Here is an 18,424-nt window from a genome sequence, read left to right as displayed (position 1 = left end):
CGCTGGTACCACTAAACTGGGTAGTGGAACCGCACCGAGGAGACACCGATGACGCTGTCCAGCTACCACGAGGTCCTGCAGAGCCTGTCCGAAGGCTCGGTGACCAAACACTTCGATCCCTATGTCGACATCGACTGGGACTCGCCCGAGTTCGCCGTGCACTCCGACGACCCGCGCTGGATCCTGCCCGACGTGGACCCGCTCGGCCGTCACCCCTGGTACAAAGCCCAGCCTGTCGAGAAGCGGATCGCGATGGGATTGTGGCGCCAAGCCTGCATCGCGAAGGTCGGCATCGACTTCGAACAGCTGCTCATCCGTGGGCTCATGCAGTACCTGCCGTCGGTGCCCAACGGTGATCCGGAATTCCGGTACATCACCCACGAGGCTGCCGAAGAGTGCAACCACACGATGATGTTCCAGGAGATGATCAATCGCATCGGCTACCGCGATGTGATCGGCATGGGCTCGGTCGATCGTAAGCTCACGTTGATCATCTGGCCCGCGGTGAAGTTCTTCCCCGGATTCTTCTTCGCCCTGGTGCTCGGTGGCGAGGAGCCGATCGATCACCTGCAGAAGGCGTTGCTGCGCAGCGGTACCGATCCACATCCGATGGTGCACCGGGTGATGGAGATCCACGTGGCCGAGGAGGCCCGGCACATCTCGTTCGCGCACGAATATCTTCGGATCAACGTGCCCACGATGAACTTCGTGTCGAAAACCGTGCTGTCCGTGGCCTTCCCGATCATCATGCGGGTGATGCTGGCGATGATCGCGACACCGCCGAAGGAGTTCGCCGAGAAGTTCGGGATTCCGGGCGAGGTGATACGAGACGCGTACTGGCGCAACGACCACTCGCGCCACATCAAGCGGGATGTGTTCACCGATGTCCGCGCGCTCGCGACCGACATCGGCCTGATGAATCCTGTCGCCAAGCGCGTGTGGCAGCTGCTCGGCATCGACGGACCGGTCTCGCGCTACCGCAGCGAGCCCGCGCGCAGGACCGCATGAGGGCCGAAAGCTGGTCCGCGCCCACGGCGGCCGTGCTCCCGGACAAGGACCCGTTCTTCGCGCCACGGCCCGGGTTCGAGACCCTTGCCGAGGGCACGATCCTGCGTTCGCGGCCGGTCGAGCTCGCCGCGTTCGGTGTGATCGGCATGAAGGTGCGGGCCTGGCAGCTGCTCTATCGCACGACCGATCTCAACGGCATGCCCGAGGCGTCCGTCACCACGGTGGTGACGCCGATGGGCGGTGTCGCGCCCGGTGCCCCACTGCTGTCGTTCCAGTGCGCGATCGACGCCATCTCGCCGCGGTCGTTTCCCTCCTACGCGTTGCAGCGCGGCTCTCGCGCCGTCGGCACCTTCGTGCACGTCGAACAGCTGTGCTTCGCCGACGCGCTGGCCAGAGGGTGGGCGATCTCCATTCCGGATCACGAAGGCATGCTCGGCGCGTGGGGAGCGCCGCGCGAACCGGGCTACCGCGCACTCGACGGCATCCGCGCGGCACTGGCCTTCGAGCCCGGCGGTCTCGACCCGCAGGCGCAGGTCGGGCTGTGGGGGTACTCGGGCGGCGGGCTGGCCACGGCTTGGGCCGCGGAGATGGCGCCGACCTACGCGCCGGAGCTCGACATCGCCGGCGCCGTGCTCGGCTCCCCGGTGGGCGATCTGGTCTCGACATTCCATCGGCTCAACGGCGGGCTGCACGCGGGCTTGCCGACCCTCGTCGTCGCCGCGCTGCGCCGGGTGTATCCGGCGTTCGAGGAACTCGTCGCCACCCATTTCAGCGACGAGGGCCGCGCGGTGCTCGACAAGGCCGCCGAGTCGACCACCGCCGCCGCGGTGCTGCGGTTGGCCCGCTACAACGTCGACCGGCACAGCGGCACCCCCATCGCCGAGTTGCTCGCCATGGAGGCGATGCTGGCCGTCTTCGCCGATCTCACACTGGGGGACCGGGCGCCCGCGGTGCCGCTGCTGGTGCTGCAAGCCGTGCACGACCAGATCATCGCGGTGGACGATATCGACGCGCTGGTGCGGCGCTACCGCGAGCAGGGCGCGCACGTGACCTACCTGCGCGACCGGGCGAGCGAGCACATCTCGCTGCTGCCGCTGTCGACGCCGCTGAGCCTGAACTGGCTCGACGACCGATTCAGGGGTGTCGCGGTGACACCGTCGCAGACCCGGACGGTGCGCAGCGTGCTCGCGCTGCCCGCGGGCCGTCGGGGGTTCGGCGCCCTCGCACGGGTCGTGCTGCGGGTCCTCTTCGGGCGGCCCATCACGGCCTCGTCCGCCGGTCACGGCAGGCAGCGCACGGCGAGCAAGGCTCGTCACGCAGCCTGAAGCTACAACTTACTCACTGGTAAGATAAGAAACTGTGGGTCTGCCGGTAGGCAGTAACTGGTGAGGTAAGGGGTTTACCGATGGGGATCGTTGCCGATCTGCCGCGCGCGGTGCGCAATGTGTGGTCGGTGTCGTTCGGCGGCGGACTCGAGTCCTACCGCCCCGCACCGTCGACGACGGTGTACGACGGCGCACACCGGCACCTGAAGCGCTACGACCGCACCACGCGGGCGACGGGCAATCCGGTGCTGCTGGTGCCGCCGCTCGCGGTGACCACCGCCTGCTTCGACCTGCGGCCGGGGCAGAGTCTGGTGCGCTTCCTGCTCGACCGGGGCAGGCAGCCCTACGTCATCGACTACGGCGAATTCGGGTACGCCGACCGCGATCTCGGCCTCGAGGACTGGACCGACGACATCCTGCCCGAGGCGATCGCGCGGGTCAGCGAGGAACACGACGGCCGTGGCGTCGACATCATCGGCTGGTCGCTGGGTGGTGTGCTCGCGCTGCTGACCGCGGCCGCCCACGCCGACCTGCCGATCGCCTCCATCACCTGCCTGGCCGCACCGATCGACCAGGCCCGCACCGCGTTCCTGATCCCGCTGCGCCTTCTCGCCAAGGTCACCGGTGGTCGCGAGATGGCCGTGGCGACCAAGGTGATGGGCGGCATCCCGCAGGAATTCGTGCGGCTCGGCTTCCGGATCCAGGCTTTCGACCGCGAGCTCGCCAAACCGATGTTCCTGGCCCGCAACGCCTTCGACACCGAAGCTTTGGCCAGGATGGAGGCCACCGACCGGTTCATGGCTACCATGCCCGGCTACCCGGGTCGCTCGTACTGGCAGATCTACCGCAGCCTGGTGCTGCGCAACGAACTCGCCGGCGGGTCGATCCGACTGCGATCGGATCTGGTGATCGAACTGTCGAAGGTCACCTGCCGGGTCTTGCTGGCGGGCAGCCCCAGCGACGTGGTGGTGCCCGCCGCCTCGGTGCGCCGCGGCCTCGATGTCCTGCCCAACGCCGCCGAGGTGGAGTTCGTGGAGGTGAGTGGCGGACACCTCGGACTGGTTTCCGCCGCCGACACCACCTGGCCCGCGATCGAGGAGTTCCTCAGCCGCTGACCCGCACACACCTGTGCCCGCAGAATTTCGGCCGCTCCACCAAACCGCGGGCAGGTGCAGTCCGAACCTCTCTTCATGCCTCACGTCCGCCGTGGGGTGACCCGCACTGATTCGATCAGTGCATCCGGTAGACGAGAGGTTCGCGCTAGTGAGAAGAACACGTCGATCGATCCGTACGGCCGCGGTAAATGCTGCGCTGGTGAGCGCGCTGGCCTCGGCCGCGCTGGTGCTGCCTGCGAGCGTCGCTGTCGCCTTACCCGAGACTGCCGGGGTGGTCTCGACAGTCGATATCGACAGCAGACGCCAGCTGGTGACCGTCTTCTCGCCCGCGATGGACAAGCCGATCCCGGTGCAGGTGATCCGGGCCGCCGATACCGAGAACCCGCGGCCGACGATGTATCTGCTCAACGGTTCCCAAGGCGGCCCGAATCAGAGTGGCTGGGACGCGCAGACCGACGCCGTGGATTTCCTGCGCGACAAGGACGTCAACGTCGTGACCCCGGTAGGCGGCGCCAGCTCCTACTACACCGACTGGGTGCGCGACGACGCGGTGCTCGGCCGCAACAAATGGCAGACGTTCCTCAACGAGGAGTTGCCGTCGGTGATCGAGGGGTTCCTCCGGGCCGACGGCAACCGCACCATAGTCGGTGTGTCGATGAGCGGTACCTCGGTGCTGAACCTGGCGATCGCCAAGCCCGGCTTCTGGAACAGCGTCGCCTCCTACAGTGGTTGCGCGCAGACCTCGGACCCCATCGGCCAGGAATTCGTCCGGATCACGGTCGAGAACTGGGGTGGCGGGCAGAGCATCGAGAACATGTGGGGCCCACGGAACGGCCCCTTGTGGCGAGCCAATGATCCGCTCGTCAACGCGGAAGGGCTGCGCGGCACCGAGGTCTATCTGAGTACCGGTACCGGGATCCCCGGCGCACCCCACGACACACCGGCTGACGCGCGTGTCCAGGACGGCAGGATTCCGCTCCCGGTCCAGATCGCCTTCGGCGGTCCCATCGAAGCAGCGGTGCACTTCTGCACCATCAACCTCGCGAACCGGCTGCGCGAGTTGAACATTGCGGTGACGCTGGACGAGCGGGCTGTCGGCACACACTCCTGGGGATACTGGGAGGACGACCTGCGCTCGTCGTGGCCGTTCCTGGCGCAGTCGGTGGGCAGCCGGACCAACTGAGCCGACGGCCTCACCGAGCCTGGCGAACTGTCCATAGCCCAGCGCGGCGACGGATCCCGGTGCCCATCGAACAGGTCATCGGGATCCGTTGCCGCCCGGGGTATCAGGCCTTCGTGGCCACTACCAGCACATTCTTGCCGAACAGTTTGCCGGTGACGGCCTGCAGGAGCTTGCTGAGCGGGAACACCACGCGGTCGTAGAGCTTCAGCGCTCGTGTGTTGATCGTGCCGTCGTCGCTGCCGGCGAACTTGTAGGCCAGGGTGGCGAAGAAGCCGATCGGGTCGCAGTAGCGCGACTCCACGATCTCCAGACCCGCGTTACGGAGAATGCGGTTGAGCTGAGTTCGGCGATAACGCCGGTAGTGCCCGACTTTGGTGTCCATCGAGGTGAACAGCATCTCGAGCGCGGGCACATAGATCACCAGCGTCCCGCCGGGCCGCAACAGCGAGGTCAGGTGTTCGGACGCTTCCTGGTCGTTCTTGATGTGCTCGAAAACGTTGAAAGAATAGATCAAACCGTACATTTCGGCTTCGGATGGCTCGGCCTCGCAGTCGACGACCTTGTAGCCTTTCGACAGCAGCAACTTCTGCAGCTCGGCGTCGGGTTCCAGACAATCCGGGATGATCTGCCGCTCGGCCAGCATATCGGCGTAGGTGCCCCGACCGGCACCGAAGTCCAGTATGCGCAGGTCCGGCGACGTGACATGTTTATCTACGCAGTCGATCAGAAATTTGTTGTAATTGACCGCTTCGGTCATCGCCTCCAGGTTGTCGCACCCGGTGTACGCGAATTCACTGCTGGTCACGCTTGATCCCCTCAATGCATCGATGGGCGGCAATGGCGGTCAGCGTAGTCCGACTACATTGCGGTGCCACGACATCGGGCAACATCGTCTGCGCGCCTCGGCCGGCGTCAGTGGAGGGTCTGCGGTGCGGCCGTGGCCAGAGAGGTCAGAGGGGGCTGAGAGGTAGCAGGTTCGGCGCACCCGGTGCGATGCTCGCGCCCGATGCGCCGAACCTCTGTCTGCGCCATCATGGTGAAGTCGTCAATCCGGCTGACCGAACCGGCGGCGATCGGTCATCCTGGTCAGCTCGACCGGCCCGGTCCAACCGCAGGGTGACTCGCACATGCCGGTCACCATCGCGGTGGTCGATCCGTCGCTGTAATAGACGGTGTGCGTGCTGGCCCGCGCCGGATAGCCGCACGAAGGGCACTTCCCGAAGTAGTCGAGCACCTCGCGAATTCCGGACGCCGAGACCGGCTTCGGCGTCCACGGCGGTGCTGCTGCGCGTTCGACTGAACTGTCTCGCATTTTCGGTTCTCTCATCGTCGCGATGACGATGGGTCTGTCGTCGCGTCAATCGGAGACAAGAGCCTTTCAGTAGTGCTTGGCTCCCGGCGTGCACGGGCTCGCCGAACCTGTCGATGTCGCCAGATCGCAGATGCCACCGGTGAGCATTTGAAACGGAGTGACGCCGAGCAGGACGATCAATCCGATGATGTCACCTTGCCCGGCCAGTACCGCGGCCGAGTTCGCCGCTGCCGAGCCCGAGTCTGCTGCCGATGAGCCGGTCTCGGCTACCGCCGTGCCCGCTGCGGCTGCGACGAGGCCTGCTACCGCGACCGAGGCTGCGGTGATACGAAGGGTGTTGCGCATTTCATGCTCCTTGCTGGGGAGTGGGAACTCCCGGGAAATGGGTTGGTGCAGAACTTCGCCGGCAGATCAGCGCGGAGGCTTGCTCATATCGCGGTTCATCGTCGGGAGTTCGATGCTGATCGGCAAGCGCAGTTCCGCCAGATAGATCAGCGCGGCTTTGCGCAGGAATTCGTCGAGGAGCCAGTAGGGATCCTGGAGCGGCGGGACCACGGTGAGCGCGCCCTCGCGCACGGCGATGAACGGACCCCACGCGACTTGCAGCAGGGGGTCCCAGACCGGTTCCCGCGGAATCGAGAGCCCGTCGGCGATCTTGTCGCCGAGCAGGAATCGAGTGAACGCGCCGAGTACCGGCTTGCTCAGAATCGACAGATCGATGTTGGCGCCCAGGCTGAGGAGCCGATCGGCCAGCTTGGCGCCTTCCGGCGTCGGCGCGATGATGGGGTCGAGGATCTGCGCCGCTTGGGAATTGGCGTCGGGCCATGACTTGGGGATGTATTCGTCACGTACGCCCAGCAGGTGCCCGGCGACCTGCCAGGAGTGCAGGAAAGCGTCCGATTCGTGTGCCGGGATCGGTACTTTCCAGGAATTGAGGTGCTTCATCACGGTCGTCGGCAGGCTGTGCCAGGTGACCATGATGTCGTTCTGGCTGATCGGCTTGTCCTCCTCCGCGGAGTGCACCCAGTGCGGGGACTGCGGCAACAGGTGACGCACCGCCGCGTGCACCAGCCGGGTTTTGACGCAGGTGACGATCATTTCCCCATCGGGGGCATAGGCATTGGCGCTACCGATGTCATAACCGAGTTTCGCGGTTTTGGTGATGCGATCTTTGAGATCGTGGCCGCCCTTGGAGTAATAGACCGCGCGCGCCTCTTTCGGGATGACGGTGCTCATCATGCCGCTGGCGAACCCGTAGAGGACACCGAGATACAGTCCGCGCTTCTTGTTGAACGCGATCGCGGTATCCAACTTGCCGGTGTCGGTCCACTGCGGCAGTCGGCGGGCGTACTCCATGAAGTCGCGCAACTCCGAGGGTAAGCCGGCAGGCAGCGCCTGACCGTTCTTGGTCCAGGTCCGCAACAGTTCGTTGACCTTGGGGACTTCGCCTCGGTCGACGAGTCCGGCGACGAGTTCGTCGGCTTCGGGATCCCATACCGTCAACGGGTCGACGCCGGAACCGGATCCGGCCACCGATCCTTCCGGCGACCACGTCCACGGATCTGCCCGTGCGATCGCACCCAATCCGATGGTGCCGACAACGCCGAGCACTCCGCCGGCTTTCAGCGCATTACGCCTATTGAGTCTATCCATGACATTACTCCTCATTGAGCACGTTCAGACTCCCAGGCCGCAGCGAGAACACTCGATTCGCTTCGCTGCATCAGCCTAGAATAGTCAGTAACTTAACAGGGAGTGGGCACTGTGTCCACGGAATCCGGATTGACGCCCGGCGTCCTTCGTGGTCGGGGAGCATGAAGCGGAGCCGAAGCATCGATAAGCGCCGTGACCTGCCTACTCTTCCTGGTTGCTTGGCATGCGCCGGTTCGGCAGTGGTCACCTCCTGCTGAGGTCCTCCAAGAGGGGATAGGCAGTAACTTAGGTGGACGGAGCGCTAGCGAGCTGGATCGCCGACTCTGGTCGATGGCTATCGACTCTCGTTTTCGCTGGCCGATTCAGAGGGTTAATATGCTGTATAGGGGCATGTACTGACGTATGACCGTGCCCTGGGGCGCGTCCCCGTGCGGGCGATCTACCGGAGAGCGGCGATCGAACGCGCGGCGCCTGCGACGGAAACTATCAGGAATGTGCATTAACATATCGGCAAAGATTCGACGATGCGCCGCGTATCCCGGATCTTGAGTGGGTCTCCCGTGTATGCGAGAATCATGGCTAACTTATTGGATCTGTCGCCGACCGTCGGCGACAGTGCGTGAGGAGTCAAAGATGTCCGCTGTCGTCGTCGACGTACGTCGACCACCGCCTGGCCGGAGAACGCGCGGCGGGGGACTGTCCTGCGCTGCCCTGCTCGCCGATGTGTTCGGGCAGCAGGCCGATCGTTGCCGCTCGATGATCGTGGCGTCGGCTGACACGGGATCGGCGCAGCGATGACCCATCGGCGTTGTGCCCTGATCACCGGCGGTTCGCGCGGGATCGGCGCGGAGGTCGCACGGCGTCTGGCCGAACTCGGCTACGACCTCACGCTCGCTGCCCGCGATGGAGCGGTGCTGGACAGCACCGCTGAAGAGCTGCGCACCGACCACGGTGTCGACGTAGTGACGGTGATCGCGAACATGAACGATCCCGAACAGCTGCTGCGCCTCGCCGACACGCACGCCGACCGGTTCGGTCGCCTGGACGTTCTGGTGCACTGCGCCGGCACCGGTACCGCCGGTCCGGTAGCGACGATGAGCGCCGCCGGCTACCACCGCATGTTCGACATCAACGTTCGTGGCCCCCTGACCCTTGTGCAGCACTGCCTGCCATTGCTGCGCGAGACGGCGAAGAACAACCCCGGCGCAGGTGCGAAAATCGTTGCGCTGGCCTCGATCACCGGTGTCGCGGGGGAGCCGGGCTTGGCCGCCTATGGGGCGTCGAAAGCCGCTCTGGTGTCGCTCTGCGAAACCATTTCGCTGGAGGAATCCGCGAACGGTGTCAGTGCGACAGCTATCTCACCCGGCTATGTCGATACCGATATGACCGCGTGGAAACGCGACGAACTCGACCGCGCGGCGATGCTGACGACCGGGGACATCGCTGAACTGGTGCTGGCCATCACTCGTCTGTCCGCTAACGCCGTCGTCCCCAATATCGTTGTCTCCCGGTCGGGAAACCGGCTGTGGCGAGCATGATCGACCGCCCATCGCCTGCTGAGCCGGTGGGAACGAGTACGGCTCGATGACCGCGATACGCGGCGAAGTGAGGAACGCGCACATCCTCACCCGCGCGGATCGCGGCGAAGCCCGTGCCCGTCGCCGCGAGGTCGTCATCCGCGCCGCGCGTGACGTCTTCGTCGACCATGGTTTCCACGGCGCCAGTATGGAAGAAATCAGCGTCAGGGCCCAGGTGAGCAAACCGGTGCTCTACAACCACTTCACGGGCAAAGTGGACCTGTATTCCACTGTGCTGCAACGGTATCTGGACCACATGGTCGATGGCCTGCGTGGTGCGCTCCGAACGACCGCCGGGTACGAGAACAAGGTGCGGCGCACGGTGTCGGCCTATTTCGACTTCGTCGACGAAGACGACGGTGCGGGATACACGCTCGTGTTCGACACGCCGGTTCCGAGTGAGCCGAGCGTCGAGGGTCGGGTTCGGATGGCGATGGCCGAATGTGCGGCACTGGTCGGTGCCGAACTCGACGCGGTGGGGATGGATCCCTACCGTGCCCGGGCTTGCGCGTTCGGTCTCGTCGGCGCCAGCCACCTGGCGGCCCGCTACTGGTTCGACGCCGGTCGCCCGATTCCCAAGATCGACGCGGTCGACACCACCGTTGCGCTGTTCTGGACAGGACTGTCCGGAACGGGCTAGTGCGAATACCGGCGGGGTCGACGAAGTCGCCGCGGCGGTGCGGGAAGCGTCCGAGGATCTGGACCCGATGCGACGTGTGTCTCCGCTCAGATCAGATTCTTGCCCTGGGATCTACGCTCACGCATGTCGTCCAGGTAGCGCTCGAAGGGCTGAGCTCGCCACGTGTCCGGCAGCACCTCGAGCAGTCGGCCGAGCGTGCGCATCACGATTTCGAACACTCGCTGCCTGCGCGGGCTCCATGGCAGGCCCAACTCGTCGCGGAACTGCTGTGGCAGAAACCCGGTGGTGAAGAAGCGATTCGCCCGACCGAACGCGACGCGCACGCTTCGACGCCATGCCGCCAATTCGACAACGTAGTTGAGCAAGTAGGTGCGGACTTCGTCGTCGAAGGACAGATCGCCGAGCATGGAGTCCCAGTACCGATCGAAGGCCGCGCGGTCGGCCGGCCACAGTTCGGCCGGCATCTGCAGGGTTGTCCCGAACCTGGCGGCATCGCAATACATCTCGTCGGCATCCTGCTCGTTCATTCCGCCGAAGAGCAGGTTCACCGTGTCCAGGACGCCTCGGTACAAGCAGGCGGCCACCCACAGTTGCAGCTGAGGGTCGAAGGCGTTGTACCGAACAGGGCTGTGCGGTCCCGAGCGCACCTGCCGGTGCGCGGTGCCCACCGCGGCACGGTAGGCCGCCTGATCTTCGTCGGTTCCGATCATCGCCACCGCGAGGTAGGTGAGCGTGGTTCGACCGCGCTTGGCCGGCCGCGTCGCGTAGCTGCCCGATTCGACAACACTTTCCACTACGCCGCGCCCGACCGGCGGCAGGCTCAGCTGCATGATCACGTTCGCCGGGCCGCCCAGCAACGCGCCGACACCGTTGAGGTAGCGGTGCCGGCGCGCGATGTCGTCGGAGACATCCCGCGGACGACCAGCCCTTGCTGAACGGGTCATGGCCGGCCTCCGAATCGAAAGGGTGAGAGATTCACGCGCTCATGTTCTCACCGAGGCCGGTCTTCCACAATGCTTTTCGGCGATTTCAGCGGTATTAAGTTACCAATGATTCCGGCACCGGCTACGATCGCCATCGGCTGTCGGCGCTGGGATTCCGATCGCTTGTCCCGAGTACCCGACCCCTTCGGAGGTGTCCATGCCAGTGATCCCGAGCATGCCTGCGGCCCTGGTCAGAACGATGGCTGACGGCTTGTCCGCCGTCGGGGTTCTGCGCAGAAGCGGCGCGATCGAGCTTCGGCATCCGGTGGAGCTGCTGCGTACTGCCAGGGATGCGACCGTGCTCGGTCCTGTGGCCACCGCGTTCGCGCACGCGGCTCGCCACAACGGCGCCGCGACGGCCATCGTCGACGAGCTGGGGCCGCTGACGTTCGCGGAGCTCGATCGCAGGTCGAACGCGGTGGCCAACGGCCTTGTCGCGCGGGGGATCGCGAGTGGCACGGTGCTGGCCGCGCTCTGCCGGGATCATCGGGGGATGGTCTTGTCGCTGCTCGCCGCGGGCAAACTGGGTGCGCGCATCGTGCTGCTCAACGCGGGAATGGCGGGCCTGCAGTTGGTGTCGGTGACCGAACGCGAAAACGTGGGTGCGATCCTGCTCGACGCCGAGTTCCTTCACCGCTTCGACGACCTTCCCAAGAAGTTACCGATGATTCTGACCATGGACGACGGCTGGGTGGACCACGGGCAGCCCACGCTGGACGATGTCCGAGCGGGCCGGCACACCCGACCGCCGGTGAGCCCCAAGCAGCCCGGCGGGATTGTGGTACTCACCAGCGGCACGACCGGAACACCGAAAGGTGCGCCGCGGGCCAAAGTGTCGCCCTTGCAATCGGCGCAGTTCCTCGACCGGATCCCCTTGCCGAAGGCGAGTACGACCGTGCTCGCGGCGCCGGCGTTCCACGGCACCGGTCTCTCTCAGCTGATTCTCGGTTGGGCGCTGGGAAGCACGATCGTCTTGCAGCAGCGCAAATTCGACCCGCGACGCACGCTGGCCGATATCGAACACCATCGGGCGGGCACGTTGGTGCTGGTACCAACGATGTTGCAGCGCATCGTCGATCTGGGCGAGTCCGTGCTGGCCGAATACGACACCTCCTCACTGAAGGTGATCTTCGCGGCCGGATCCGCCATCTCGCCCGACCTGAGCAGGCGTACGGCGCTGGCGTTCGGTGAGGTGCTCTACAACCTGTATGCCTCGACGGAGGTCGCGGTGGCAGCCGTCGCCACGCCCAGCGATATGCGGGAAGCGCCCGGCACCGTCGGCCGCCCACCCGTGGGCTGCCGGGTCGCGATCTACGATGACGACCGCCGCCGGGTCACCGAACCGGGTGTGGTCGGCACCATTTTCGTGGCCAGCGCACTGAGTTTCAGCGGCTACACCGACGGCACAGGCAAGGAGATCGTCGACGGAATGCAGTCCAGTGGCGATGTCGGCCATTTCGATGCGGCGGGAAGGCTGTTCATCGATGGTCGCGACGACGACATGATCATCTCCGGTGGGGAGAACGTCTTTCCGCTCGAGGTCGAAAACCTGCTCGTGGAACGACCGGACATCCTCGAGGCGGCGGTCGTGGGGGTAGACGATCGCGACTTCGGAAAACGCCTGCGCGCGTTCGTTGTGCCCGCACCCGGTGCTTCGTGCGACGCGCAACAGATAAAGGATCACGTCAAAGCGGCCCTCGCGCGACACAAGGTCCCGCGGGATGTGGTGTTCGTAGACGAGTTGCCACGCAATGCCACCGGCAAACTGCTTCGTCGCAAGCTCGAGAGCGTCGATCCGCGGTGAGGTCGGGGCGCGGCCTCTTCTGCGCGTGCGGTGTCGAGGTCACGCCGGGGTGGGTGGCTCCCGAGACGTGGCGATGTCACCGGCCAGCGGTATGACCGCGCTGATCACGTGGTCTGTCAGCTCTCGGTCGAGCCCGGCTGCGATGAGCGCGTCGGTGAGATGGCCTGCGACCAGGGTGAAGTGGACTGGGGTGATGCCGCGCCCTCGGTGAACGGTTCGCATGGATGCGCCGACGTACGGCACCGGTCCGCCGAGTAGTGCGGCGAAGAATTCGACCTGCCGACCCTTCATTCGGGTGAGGTTCGTGCCGGCGAAGAACGGCGACAACCGGTCATCGGCGAGGACGCGTCGGTAGAGGTCTTCGACGACCGTCTCCACGGCATGGCGGCCGCCGATCCGCTCGTAGGGCGGCAAGCCTTCCTCCGAGGTATCGGCATCGCTTTCGGACGCAGACATGCTGCGTCGATCCGGTTCGTCCATGGTGGGAGTCCTCGTTTTCGCAAACGTCACTGATGGGGTGGTCGGTGACAGTCGCCGGAGGCATCCGGCACGCCGATGAATTGACAGTAACTTATCCGCTTGAGAATCGACCTGTTTCGGGTTTGACGGAGTTCGCTCGGGGGTCTCGAACGACGGTCTTCCTGGTCGCCAATTGAATAATTGCAGTTCAGACGCCAGAACTGAGTTTGATTACCAGCCGTGGGTGCCCAGTAAGCTGTGTCCAGGGGTCTTATCCTCGGCAGATACCTGCTCATCTACGGCGGAATAGGCATTAACATAACCTTGTGTTGATGCCTTCGACGTGGGAGACTGCTTGCCAGCCATCGCTGCCGTGAGGCGACGTTGAACGCAGTGAGGAAGTCGAAGATGACTACCGACTATTCACCCAGAATCGATTCTGAGCGGCCCCGTGTGGCCACGGCGGAGTCCTCCATCAGAGTCCGGGCGCTCGCCGACGAGTTGGTCTCCCGAATGCTCGAGAGCATGGCTACGCGCGCCGGTGACGTCACCGGTGGTGCCCTGGCCGCTGTTGATGTTCTACCGGGCACTGCCCTGGCGACCGTTCCGCCCCGCGGACGCGGCGACACCGTTCGGCACCGCACCTCCGGGTCGCCGCGAGCTCGTGCCGAGGTTCCCAGCGAAGTGATCGATCAGGCGATCGGTCAGGGTTTCACAACGAGTTTGGAGCTGATCGCCTCGAGTGTGGTCGGCTCCGAAGAACAGAAGCTCTCGGTCGTGCGCCAACTGGCGACCGAAATGCTCGACAGCGTGACGGCGGCGATATCACTCGCGTACACCGACCATCTCGCGGCCGAGGTCGTCGAGGATCAACGGGTCAGGAACTCCTTGGCGGTCGCGTTGCTCGCCGGGCAGGATACGTCGACGGTGACGCGTTGCAGCGGTTTCGAGGTCGCCGAGAGCTATTCCGTGTTGGCGGTGCATTTTCCGTCCGGTAGTGACGGAACGTCCGACACATTTGTCACGCAGATGGACGTCCGGCGAATGCTTCGAAATATCCGGGCGGCCCTGGATCGCCACGGGTCGGTGCGCGCGTTGTCACGGCTCGATGTGCGCGGTGGCGTCATCCTCGTTCCGTCGGCTGAAACAAGGGACCTCGACACGTTGTTGACCGTGCTGTCCGCGGCGGCCGGAGTCGACATGACCGCGACCTGCGCGGAGGCGTCGCCGGCGAAGATTCCGGAAACTGTTGATCAGCTGTGCGACCTCTTGGATCTCGTGCAAAGAATTCAGCGCCCGCCCGGTCTGTTCCGTTTCGCTGATCTGGCAGTCGAATATCAGTTGACCAGGCCATCTGCTGTGCGCCGGCATATCGAAGCGATACTGAGCCCACTCGACGACAATCCGATTCTGATGGAAACCTTGTGCACGCACCTCGATAACAATCTGAACCGTCGCCGAACCGCGCGGCAGCTCAGCGTTCATATGAACACCATCGATTACCGGCTGAAAAGTATCCGCAAACTGACGGGCTTCGATCCTTCGTCGGCCGATGGACTCTGGTATCTGCAGTCGGCGCTGATCGTGCGTAAAGCGAGCTGTCAAGAGAAGTAGGTCGGCCGCGATGTCATCGTGCGGCGGATGATTTCGGAGGATCGGCACGGTATCGCCCGCAATGGGGCGGATCCCGGAACAGCGGCCGAGCGTGTGTACGTGGTTCCCGAGAACGAATCCGGCACCAATTGACGAAACGGCGGTGGTCACCTCGGCTCGGCTGCCGAGGAGACCACCGCCGGAACCCGCAACGGAGTCGGGATCTATCTCAGCTGGAGACCGCGGGTGTCAGGCCCGTCGAGCCGTGCAGTTTGCGGAGCTCGTGCTTGACGACCTTGCCGCCCGCATTGCGCGGCAGGGCGTCGACCACCACGAGGTCCTTCGGGTGCTTGTAGCGGGCGAGATGGGTGTTCAGGTGCGGTTCGAGGTCGGCGAGGCTGATCTCGCCGCCGTCCTCCACCGCCACGATCGCGACCGGGACCTCGCCCCATTTGTCGTCGACGCGGCCGATCACCGCTGCCTCTCTGATCAGTGGGTGCGCGAACAGTACGTTCTCCACCTCGGCGCAGTAGATGTTCTCGCCGCCGGAGATGATCATGTCCTTCTTGCGGTCGACGACATAGACGAAGCCTTCCTCGTCGAGGCGCACGAGATCACCGGAGTGGAACCAGCCGCCCGCGAACGCGTCGGCGGTCGCGCGCGGGTTGTTCCAGTACTCGCGCATCAAAGTCGGTCCGCGATAGACGATTTCGCCGATCTCGCCCTGGGCGACATCGTTCATCTCGTCGTCGACGACTCGGGTGGCGATGGTGGGGATCGGCTTGCCGACAGAGCCGAGCTTGCGGATCGCGTCCTCGCCGTCGAGGACACAGGTGATCGGCGACATCTCGGTCTGCCCGAAGACCGCCACGTTGAGCGCGTTCGGGAAGGTCTCCGCCATGGCACGCAGCACGGTGTCCGAGGCCGGGGCCGCACCCCAGCTGATCACCCGCAGCCGCAGATCGCGCTGTGCGACAGTCGGATCGGCGCACACCACCTGCCACTGGGCCGGCACCAGGAACACCGAGGTCGCGCGCTCGCTCTCCCAGGCATCGAGCACCTCGCCCGCGTCGAACGCCTTGAGCGGATGGATCACCGTCAACGCGCCGAGTACGAAACACGATGCAACACTGCCCAATCCGGCGATGTGGAACAGTGGCGACGCGCAGAAGGCGATGTCGTCGGCGCTGTAGCGCATGGCACGGATGCAGGTGAGCGCCTGCGAACTCATGTTCAGGTGGGTCAGGACCGCGCCCTTGGGGTTTCCGGTGGTGCCGGAGGTGTACATGATCAGGGCCGCGGTGTCCTCGGCGACATCGCGCGGCTCGTGCGGTTCGCCGGTCTCGGCGATGAGGTCCTCGTAGCCGAGAACACCGTCGCCGGTCGATGCGCCGACCACGATGTGCGTACTCAGATCCGGTGACTGGGCGCTCACCGCTGCGGCCAGAGGAGCAAGCACCGCGTCGGTGATGATCACCGAGGCGCCGCTGTCGGCGACCAGGAAGGCGATCTCGGGCGGAGTGAGCCGGAAGTTCACCGGCACCGCGATGGCGCCCAGAGTGTTGATCGCGAATACCGATTCGAGGTACTCGGTGTTGTTGAGCATCAGGATCATCACGCGGTCGCCGGGCTCGACGCCGCGCCGATCGAGCGCGTCGGACAACCGTCCCACTCGCCAGTGCAGTTCACCCCAGCTGGTGGTCTTGCCCAGGTACCGCACGGCGGGAGCATCCGGGATGGTGGTGGCATGGATCGCGATCTGGTTCATCCAGTGATTGCGGCGCGAGCGCAGGGGTTCTGTGGACATCGTCGTCTCCTCGAAGGCGCGGAAAGGGTTAGGCCGGTTCGGCGATCGGATGCACGGCGCCGGTGAAGTTCGGCGCGCGACGGGTCAGCATCGCGGTCATTCCCTCGAGGAAGTCCGCGGAGGTCAGCAGCTCGATCTGTCCGTCCTTCTCCCGCGCGAGCGCGGCGTCGAGTTCGGTCAGCGTCGCCGCGTTGATGGCAGCTTTCGTCAGTTGCAGCGCGCGGCGAGGACCCGCGACCAGTTGGGCGGCAACCGCCTCGATCTGATCGTCGAGTTCGGCGGCGGGTACGCACCGGGTGATCAAACCCGCCGCGGCGGCGTCGGCGGCGGGCAATCGGGCGCCGAGCAGCGCCATCTCCGCGGCCCTGGCACGACCCATGGCGGCGGCGACGACCGCGGTTGCTCCACCGTCGGGCATCAGGCCGATGGAGGTGAACGGCAGCAGCAGGTAGGCGCTGTCGGCTGCGTAGACGAGATCAGCGGCCAGCGCGATCGACGCGCCGACACCGGCGGCGGGCCCGTTGACCCGCGCGATCACGGGCAGCGGCGAGGCGATGATCGCGCGGATCAGCGCGTTGGCGGTGTCCATCACGACCTGCGGTGAGGCCTCGTTGCCGCCCGCGGCGGCCGCGGCGGCCAGGTCGGCGCCGGTGCAGAACGCTTTACCCGCGCCGGTCAGCACGATCACCCGAACGGACGGCCGAGTTGCGGCCGAGCTGATGAGATCGCCCAGCTCGGTCATCGCCTCGAGATCGATCGCGTTCAGCCGTGCTTGGCGGTCGATCGTCAGGCGCAGGACGCCGCCAACTTCTGTGACCAGAATGCTCTCGCTCATCGGGCCACCGTTTCGACGATGGACTTGGCCAGGCGTCCTGCGATGAGGGTCTCGGCCTCGCGCACGATCCGCGCCACCAGTTCCGCGCAGGTGGGAATGTCGTGGATCAAGCCCTGACACTGGCCGACACTCCAGATGCCGGCGTCGAGGTCGCCGTCCTCGTAGACCTTGCGGCCACGAGCGCCCGCGACGAGCTCGCGTACATCGTCGAACGTGCCGCCGCCGCGCTCGATCTCGACGACCTGGCGGCTGACGGCGTTATCGGCGACTCGGGCAGTGTTGTTCAAGGTCCGGAAGATCAGCTTGGTGTCGAGCTCGGTGTTGGCGACGATCTGTTCCTTGACCACGTGCGCGATGGGCGACTCGACCGTGCACAGGAACCTGGTGCCCATATTGACGCCGTCCGCACCGAGTGCCATCGCGGCGACCAATCCGCGAGCATCGGCGATGCCGCCGGAAGCGATCATCGGGATCTCGATCTCACGCGCGGCGGCGGGAATCAGGACCAAGCCCGGTGTGTCGTTCTCGCCGGGATGACCGGCGCATTCGAAGCCGTCGATACTCACCGCGTCGACGCCGACCTGCTGGGCCTTGAGCGCGTGCTTGACGCTGGTGCACTTGTGCAGCACCTTGATGCCCGCGTCTTTGAGGTAGGGCAGGTGGGTCGCCGGGTTGCCGCCGGCGATCTCGACGATCGGAACGCCGCCATCGATGATCGCCTGGCGGTACTCCGCGTAGGGCGGCGGAGTGATCGAAGGCAGGATCGTCAGATTCACGCCGAACGGTTTGTCGGTGAGATCCCTGGTCCGAGCGATTTCCTCGCGCAGTGCCTGCGGGGTGGGCTGGGTCAGTCCGGTGATGATGCCGAGACCGCCCGCTTCCGAGACCGCGGCCGCGAGCTCGGCGCGGCCGACCCACATCATCCCGCCCTGCACGATGGGGTGCTCGACACCGAATGCCTCGGTGAATCGGGTGCGCAGCATGGAGCCTCTCTCCGCTCGGGAGTTCTGCGCCGGTGGCAGGAAACCCGCGGGCTCTTTGCATCCGGCTAGAATCGTGATTAACTTATTGAGAATGGGTGTTAACTTAACCGAGCTGGAGCGTTCCTGTCAACGAAATCGGGCCAAGCG

The 18,424-nt window shown here is 65.3% G+C and carries 17 protein-coding genes; 8 read left to right on the top strand and 9 right to left on the bottom strand.

The features are described from left to right. Positions 1-48 precede the first annotated feature (48 nt). From ACWF99_RS05075 to ACWF99_RS05060, 4 genes are all read left to right on the top strand, one after another. Positions 49-1,008, top strand: a complete 960-nt coding sequence (locus tag ACWF99_RS05075; protein ID WP_378630883.1) for an AurF N-oxygenase family protein — start codon at positions 49-51, stop codon at positions 1,006-1,008. Then, positions 1,005-2,333, top strand: a complete 1,329-nt coding sequence (locus tag ACWF99_RS05070) for a lipase family protein (protein ID WP_452534767.1) — start codon at positions 1,005-1,007, stop codon at positions 2,331-2,333. Before ACWF99_RS05075 ends, ACWF99_RS05070 begins: the two co-directional genes overlap by 4 nt. Before the next feature lie 80 nt (positions 2,334-2,413). Beyond that, on the top strand, positions 2,414-3,448 hold the full coding sequence (locus ACWF99_RS05065; RefSeq protein ID WP_378630886.1) for an alpha/beta fold hydrolase: 1,035 nt from the start codon (positions 2,414-2,416) through the stop codon (positions 3,446-3,448). A 199-nt stretch (positions 3,449-3,647) separates the two neighbouring features. Next, the gene (locus tag ACWF99_RS05060) at positions 3,648-4,631 is read left to right on the top strand and encodes an alpha/beta hydrolase (RefSeq protein ID WP_452534766.1); all 984 of its coding nucleotides are present in this window, start codon (positions 3,648-3,650) and stop codon (positions 4,629-4,631) included. A 103-nt stretch (positions 4,632-4,734) separates the two neighbouring features. On the opposite strand, the gene ACWF99_RS05055 is transcribed toward ACWF99_RS05060, so the two are convergent. The 4 genes from ACWF99_RS05055 to ACWF99_RS05040 all read right to left on the bottom strand — a co-directional run bounded on the left by ACWF99_RS05055 (position 4,735) and on the right by ACWF99_RS05040 (position 7,596). Then, positions 4,735-5,388: a class I SAM-dependent methyltransferase gene (locus ACWF99_RS05055; RefSeq protein ID WP_378630888.1), complete on the bottom strand. Its 654-nt coding sequence runs from the start codon at positions 5,386-5,388 to the stop codon at positions 4,735-4,737. Positions 5,389-5,676: 288 nt separating this feature from the next. Then, entirely contained in the window at positions 5,677-5,943 is a 267-nt protein-coding gene (locus ACWF99_RS05050) for a hypothetical protein (RefSeq protein ID WP_378630889.1), read from the bottom strand. 66 nt (positions 5,944-6,009) lie between these two features. Further along, positions 6,010-6,288: a hypothetical protein gene (locus ACWF99_RS05045; protein WP_452534765.1), complete on the bottom strand. Its 279-nt coding sequence runs from the start codon at positions 6,286-6,288 to the stop codon at positions 6,010-6,012. Positions 6,289-6,354: 66 nt separating this feature from the next. Further along, on the bottom strand, positions 6,355-7,596 hold the full coding sequence (locus ACWF99_RS05040; RefSeq protein ID WP_378630891.1) for an oxygenase MpaB family protein: 1,242 nt from the start codon (positions 7,594-7,596) through the stop codon (positions 6,355-6,357). A 794-nt stretch (positions 7,597-8,390) separates the two neighbouring features. Between ACWF99_RS05040 and ACWF99_RS05035 the strand changes: the two genes are divergently transcribed. Further along, positions 8,391-9,134: an SDR family NAD(P)-dependent oxidoreductase gene (locus tag ACWF99_RS05035; protein WP_452534763.1), complete on the top strand. Its 744-nt coding sequence runs from the start codon at positions 8,391-8,393 to the stop codon at positions 9,132-9,134. Positions 9,135-9,180: 46 nt separating this feature from the next. Then, positions 9,181-9,813 carry a TetR/AcrR family transcriptional regulator gene (locus ACWF99_RS05030; protein ID WP_378630894.1) on the top strand — a complete coding sequence of 211 codons (633 nt, stop codon included), beginning with the start codon at positions 9,181-9,183 and terminating at the stop codon, positions 9,811-9,813. A gap of 86 nt (positions 9,814-9,899) precedes the next feature. Here ACWF99_RS05030 and ACWF99_RS05025 read toward each other — a convergent pair whose 3' ends face one another. Continuing rightward, entirely contained in the window at positions 9,900-10,757 is an 858-nt protein-coding gene (locus tag ACWF99_RS05025; RefSeq protein ID WP_452534761.1) for an oxygenase MpaB family protein, read from the bottom strand. A gap of 196 nt (positions 10,758-10,953) precedes the next feature. Between ACWF99_RS05025 and ACWF99_RS05020 the strand changes: the two genes are divergently transcribed. Then, complete coding sequence (locus tag ACWF99_RS05020) at positions 10,954-12,600, top strand: acyl-CoA synthetase (protein ID WP_452534759.1); 1,647 nt, start codon at positions 10,954-10,956, stop codon at positions 12,598-12,600. A gap of 39 nt (positions 12,601-12,639) precedes the next feature. Here ACWF99_RS05020 and ACWF99_RS05015 read toward each other — a convergent pair whose 3' ends face one another. Further along, positions 12,640-13,056 carry a group I truncated hemoglobin gene (locus ACWF99_RS05015; protein WP_452534757.1) on the bottom strand — a complete coding sequence of 139 codons (417 nt, stop codon included), beginning with the start codon at positions 13,054-13,056 and terminating at the stop codon, positions 12,640-12,642. A 411-nt stretch (positions 13,057-13,467) separates the two neighbouring features. Between ACWF99_RS05015 and ACWF99_RS05010 the strand changes: the two genes are divergently transcribed. Continuing rightward, positions 13,468-14,673, top strand: a complete 1,206-nt coding sequence (locus ACWF99_RS05010) for a PucR family transcriptional regulator (protein ID WP_452534755.1) — start codon at positions 13,468-13,470, stop codon at positions 14,671-14,673. Between the two features lie 208 nt (positions 14,674-14,881). On the opposite strand, the gene fadD5 is transcribed toward ACWF99_RS05010, so the two are convergent. The 3 genes from fadD5 to ACWF99_RS04995 are packed head-to-tail and all read right to left on the bottom strand — an operon-like array spanning position 14,882 to position 18,277. Next, positions 14,882-16,459 carry a fatty-acid--CoA ligase FadD5 gene (fadD5, locus tag ACWF99_RS05005; protein WP_378630900.1) on the bottom strand — a complete coding sequence of 526 codons (1,578 nt, stop codon included), beginning with the start codon at positions 16,457-16,459 and terminating at the stop codon, positions 14,882-14,884. 28 nt (positions 16,460-16,487) lie between these two features. Beyond that, on the bottom strand, positions 16,488-17,294 hold the full coding sequence (locus ACWF99_RS05000) for an enoyl-CoA hydratase-related protein (RefSeq protein ID WP_378630902.1): 807 nt from the start codon (positions 17,292-17,294) through the stop codon (positions 16,488-16,490). Continuing rightward, the gene (locus tag ACWF99_RS04995) at positions 17,291-18,277 is read right to left on the bottom strand and encodes an NAD(P)H-dependent flavin oxidoreductase (protein WP_378630903.1); all 987 of its coding nucleotides are present in this window, start codon (positions 18,275-18,277) and stop codon (positions 17,291-17,293) included. The genes ACWF99_RS05000 and ACWF99_RS04995 overlap by 4 nt, the downstream gene beginning before the upstream one ends. Positions 18,278-18,424: the final 147 nt, after the last annotated feature.

The organism is Nocardia sp. NPDC055002 (genome assembly GCF_053608825.1).
Note: the sequence above shows the minus strand (reverse complement) of the source record. Positions and strands in the feature narration are given on the sequence as shown.

What these genes read in the sequence shown, in the direction of transcription:
- ACWF99_RS05075 (WP_378630883.1), top strand. Translation starts at nt 49, where the DNA reads ATGACGCTGTCCAGCTACCACGAGGTCCTGCAGAGCCTGTCCGAAGGC.
- ACWF99_RS05070 (WP_452534767.1), top strand. Translation starts at nt 1,005, where the DNA reads ATGAGGGCCGAAAGCTGGTCCGCGCCCACGGCGGCCGTGCTCCCGGAC.
- ACWF99_RS05065 (WP_378630886.1), top strand. Translation starts at nt 2,414, where the DNA reads ATGGGGATCGTTGCCGATCTGCCGCGCGCGGTGCGCAATGTGTGGTCG.
- ACWF99_RS05055 (WP_378630888.1), bottom strand. Translation starts at nt 5,388, where the DNA reads ATGACCGAAGCGGTCAATTACAACAAATTTCTGATCGACTGCGTAGAT.
- ACWF99_RS05050 (WP_378630889.1), bottom strand. Translation starts at nt 5,943, where the DNA reads ATGCGAGACAGTTCAGTCGAACGCGCAGCAGCACCGCCGTGGACGCCG.
- ACWF99_RS05045 (WP_452534765.1), bottom strand. Translation starts at nt 6,288, where the DNA reads ATGCGCAACACCCTTCGTATCACCGCAGCCTCGGTCGCGGTAGCAGGC.
- ACWF99_RS05040 (WP_378630891.1), bottom strand. Translation starts at nt 7,596, where the DNA reads ATGGATAGACTCAATAGGCGTAATGCGCTGAAAGCCGGCGGAGTGCTC.
- ACWF99_RS05035 (WP_452534763.1), top strand. Translation starts at nt 8,391, where the DNA reads ATGACCCATCGGCGTTGTGCCCTGATCACCGGCGGTTCGCGCGGGATC.
- ACWF99_RS05030 (WP_378630894.1), top strand. Translation starts at nt 9,181, where the DNA reads ATGACCGCGATACGCGGCGAAGTGAGGAACGCGCACATCCTCACCCGC.
- ACWF99_RS05025 (WP_452534761.1), bottom strand. Translation starts at nt 10,757, where the DNA reads ATGACCCGTTCAGCAAGGGCTGGTCGTCCGCGGGATGTCTCCGACGAC.
- ACWF99_RS05020 (WP_452534759.1), top strand. Translation starts at nt 10,954, where the DNA reads ATGCCAGTGATCCCGAGCATGCCTGCGGCCCTGGTCAGAACGATGGCT.
- ACWF99_RS05015 (WP_452534757.1), bottom strand. Translation starts at nt 13,056, where the DNA reads ATGTCTGCGTCCGAAAGCGATGCCGATACCTCGGAGGAAGGCTTGCCG.
- ACWF99_RS05010 (WP_452534755.1), top strand. Translation starts at nt 13,468, where the DNA reads ATGACTACCGACTATTCACCCAGAATCGATTCTGAGCGGCCCCGTGTG.
- fadD5 (WP_378630900.1), bottom strand. Translation starts at nt 16,459, where the DNA reads ATGTCCACAGAACCCCTGCGCTCGCGCCGCAATCACTGGATGAACCAG.
- ACWF99_RS05000 (WP_378630902.1), bottom strand. Translation starts at nt 17,294, where the DNA reads ATGAGCGAGAGCATTCTGGTCACAGAAGTTGGCGGCGTCCTGCGCCTG.
- ACWF99_RS04995 (WP_378630903.1), bottom strand. Translation starts at nt 18,277, where the DNA reads ATGCTGCGCACCCGATTCACCGAGGCATTCGGTGTCGAGCACCCCATC.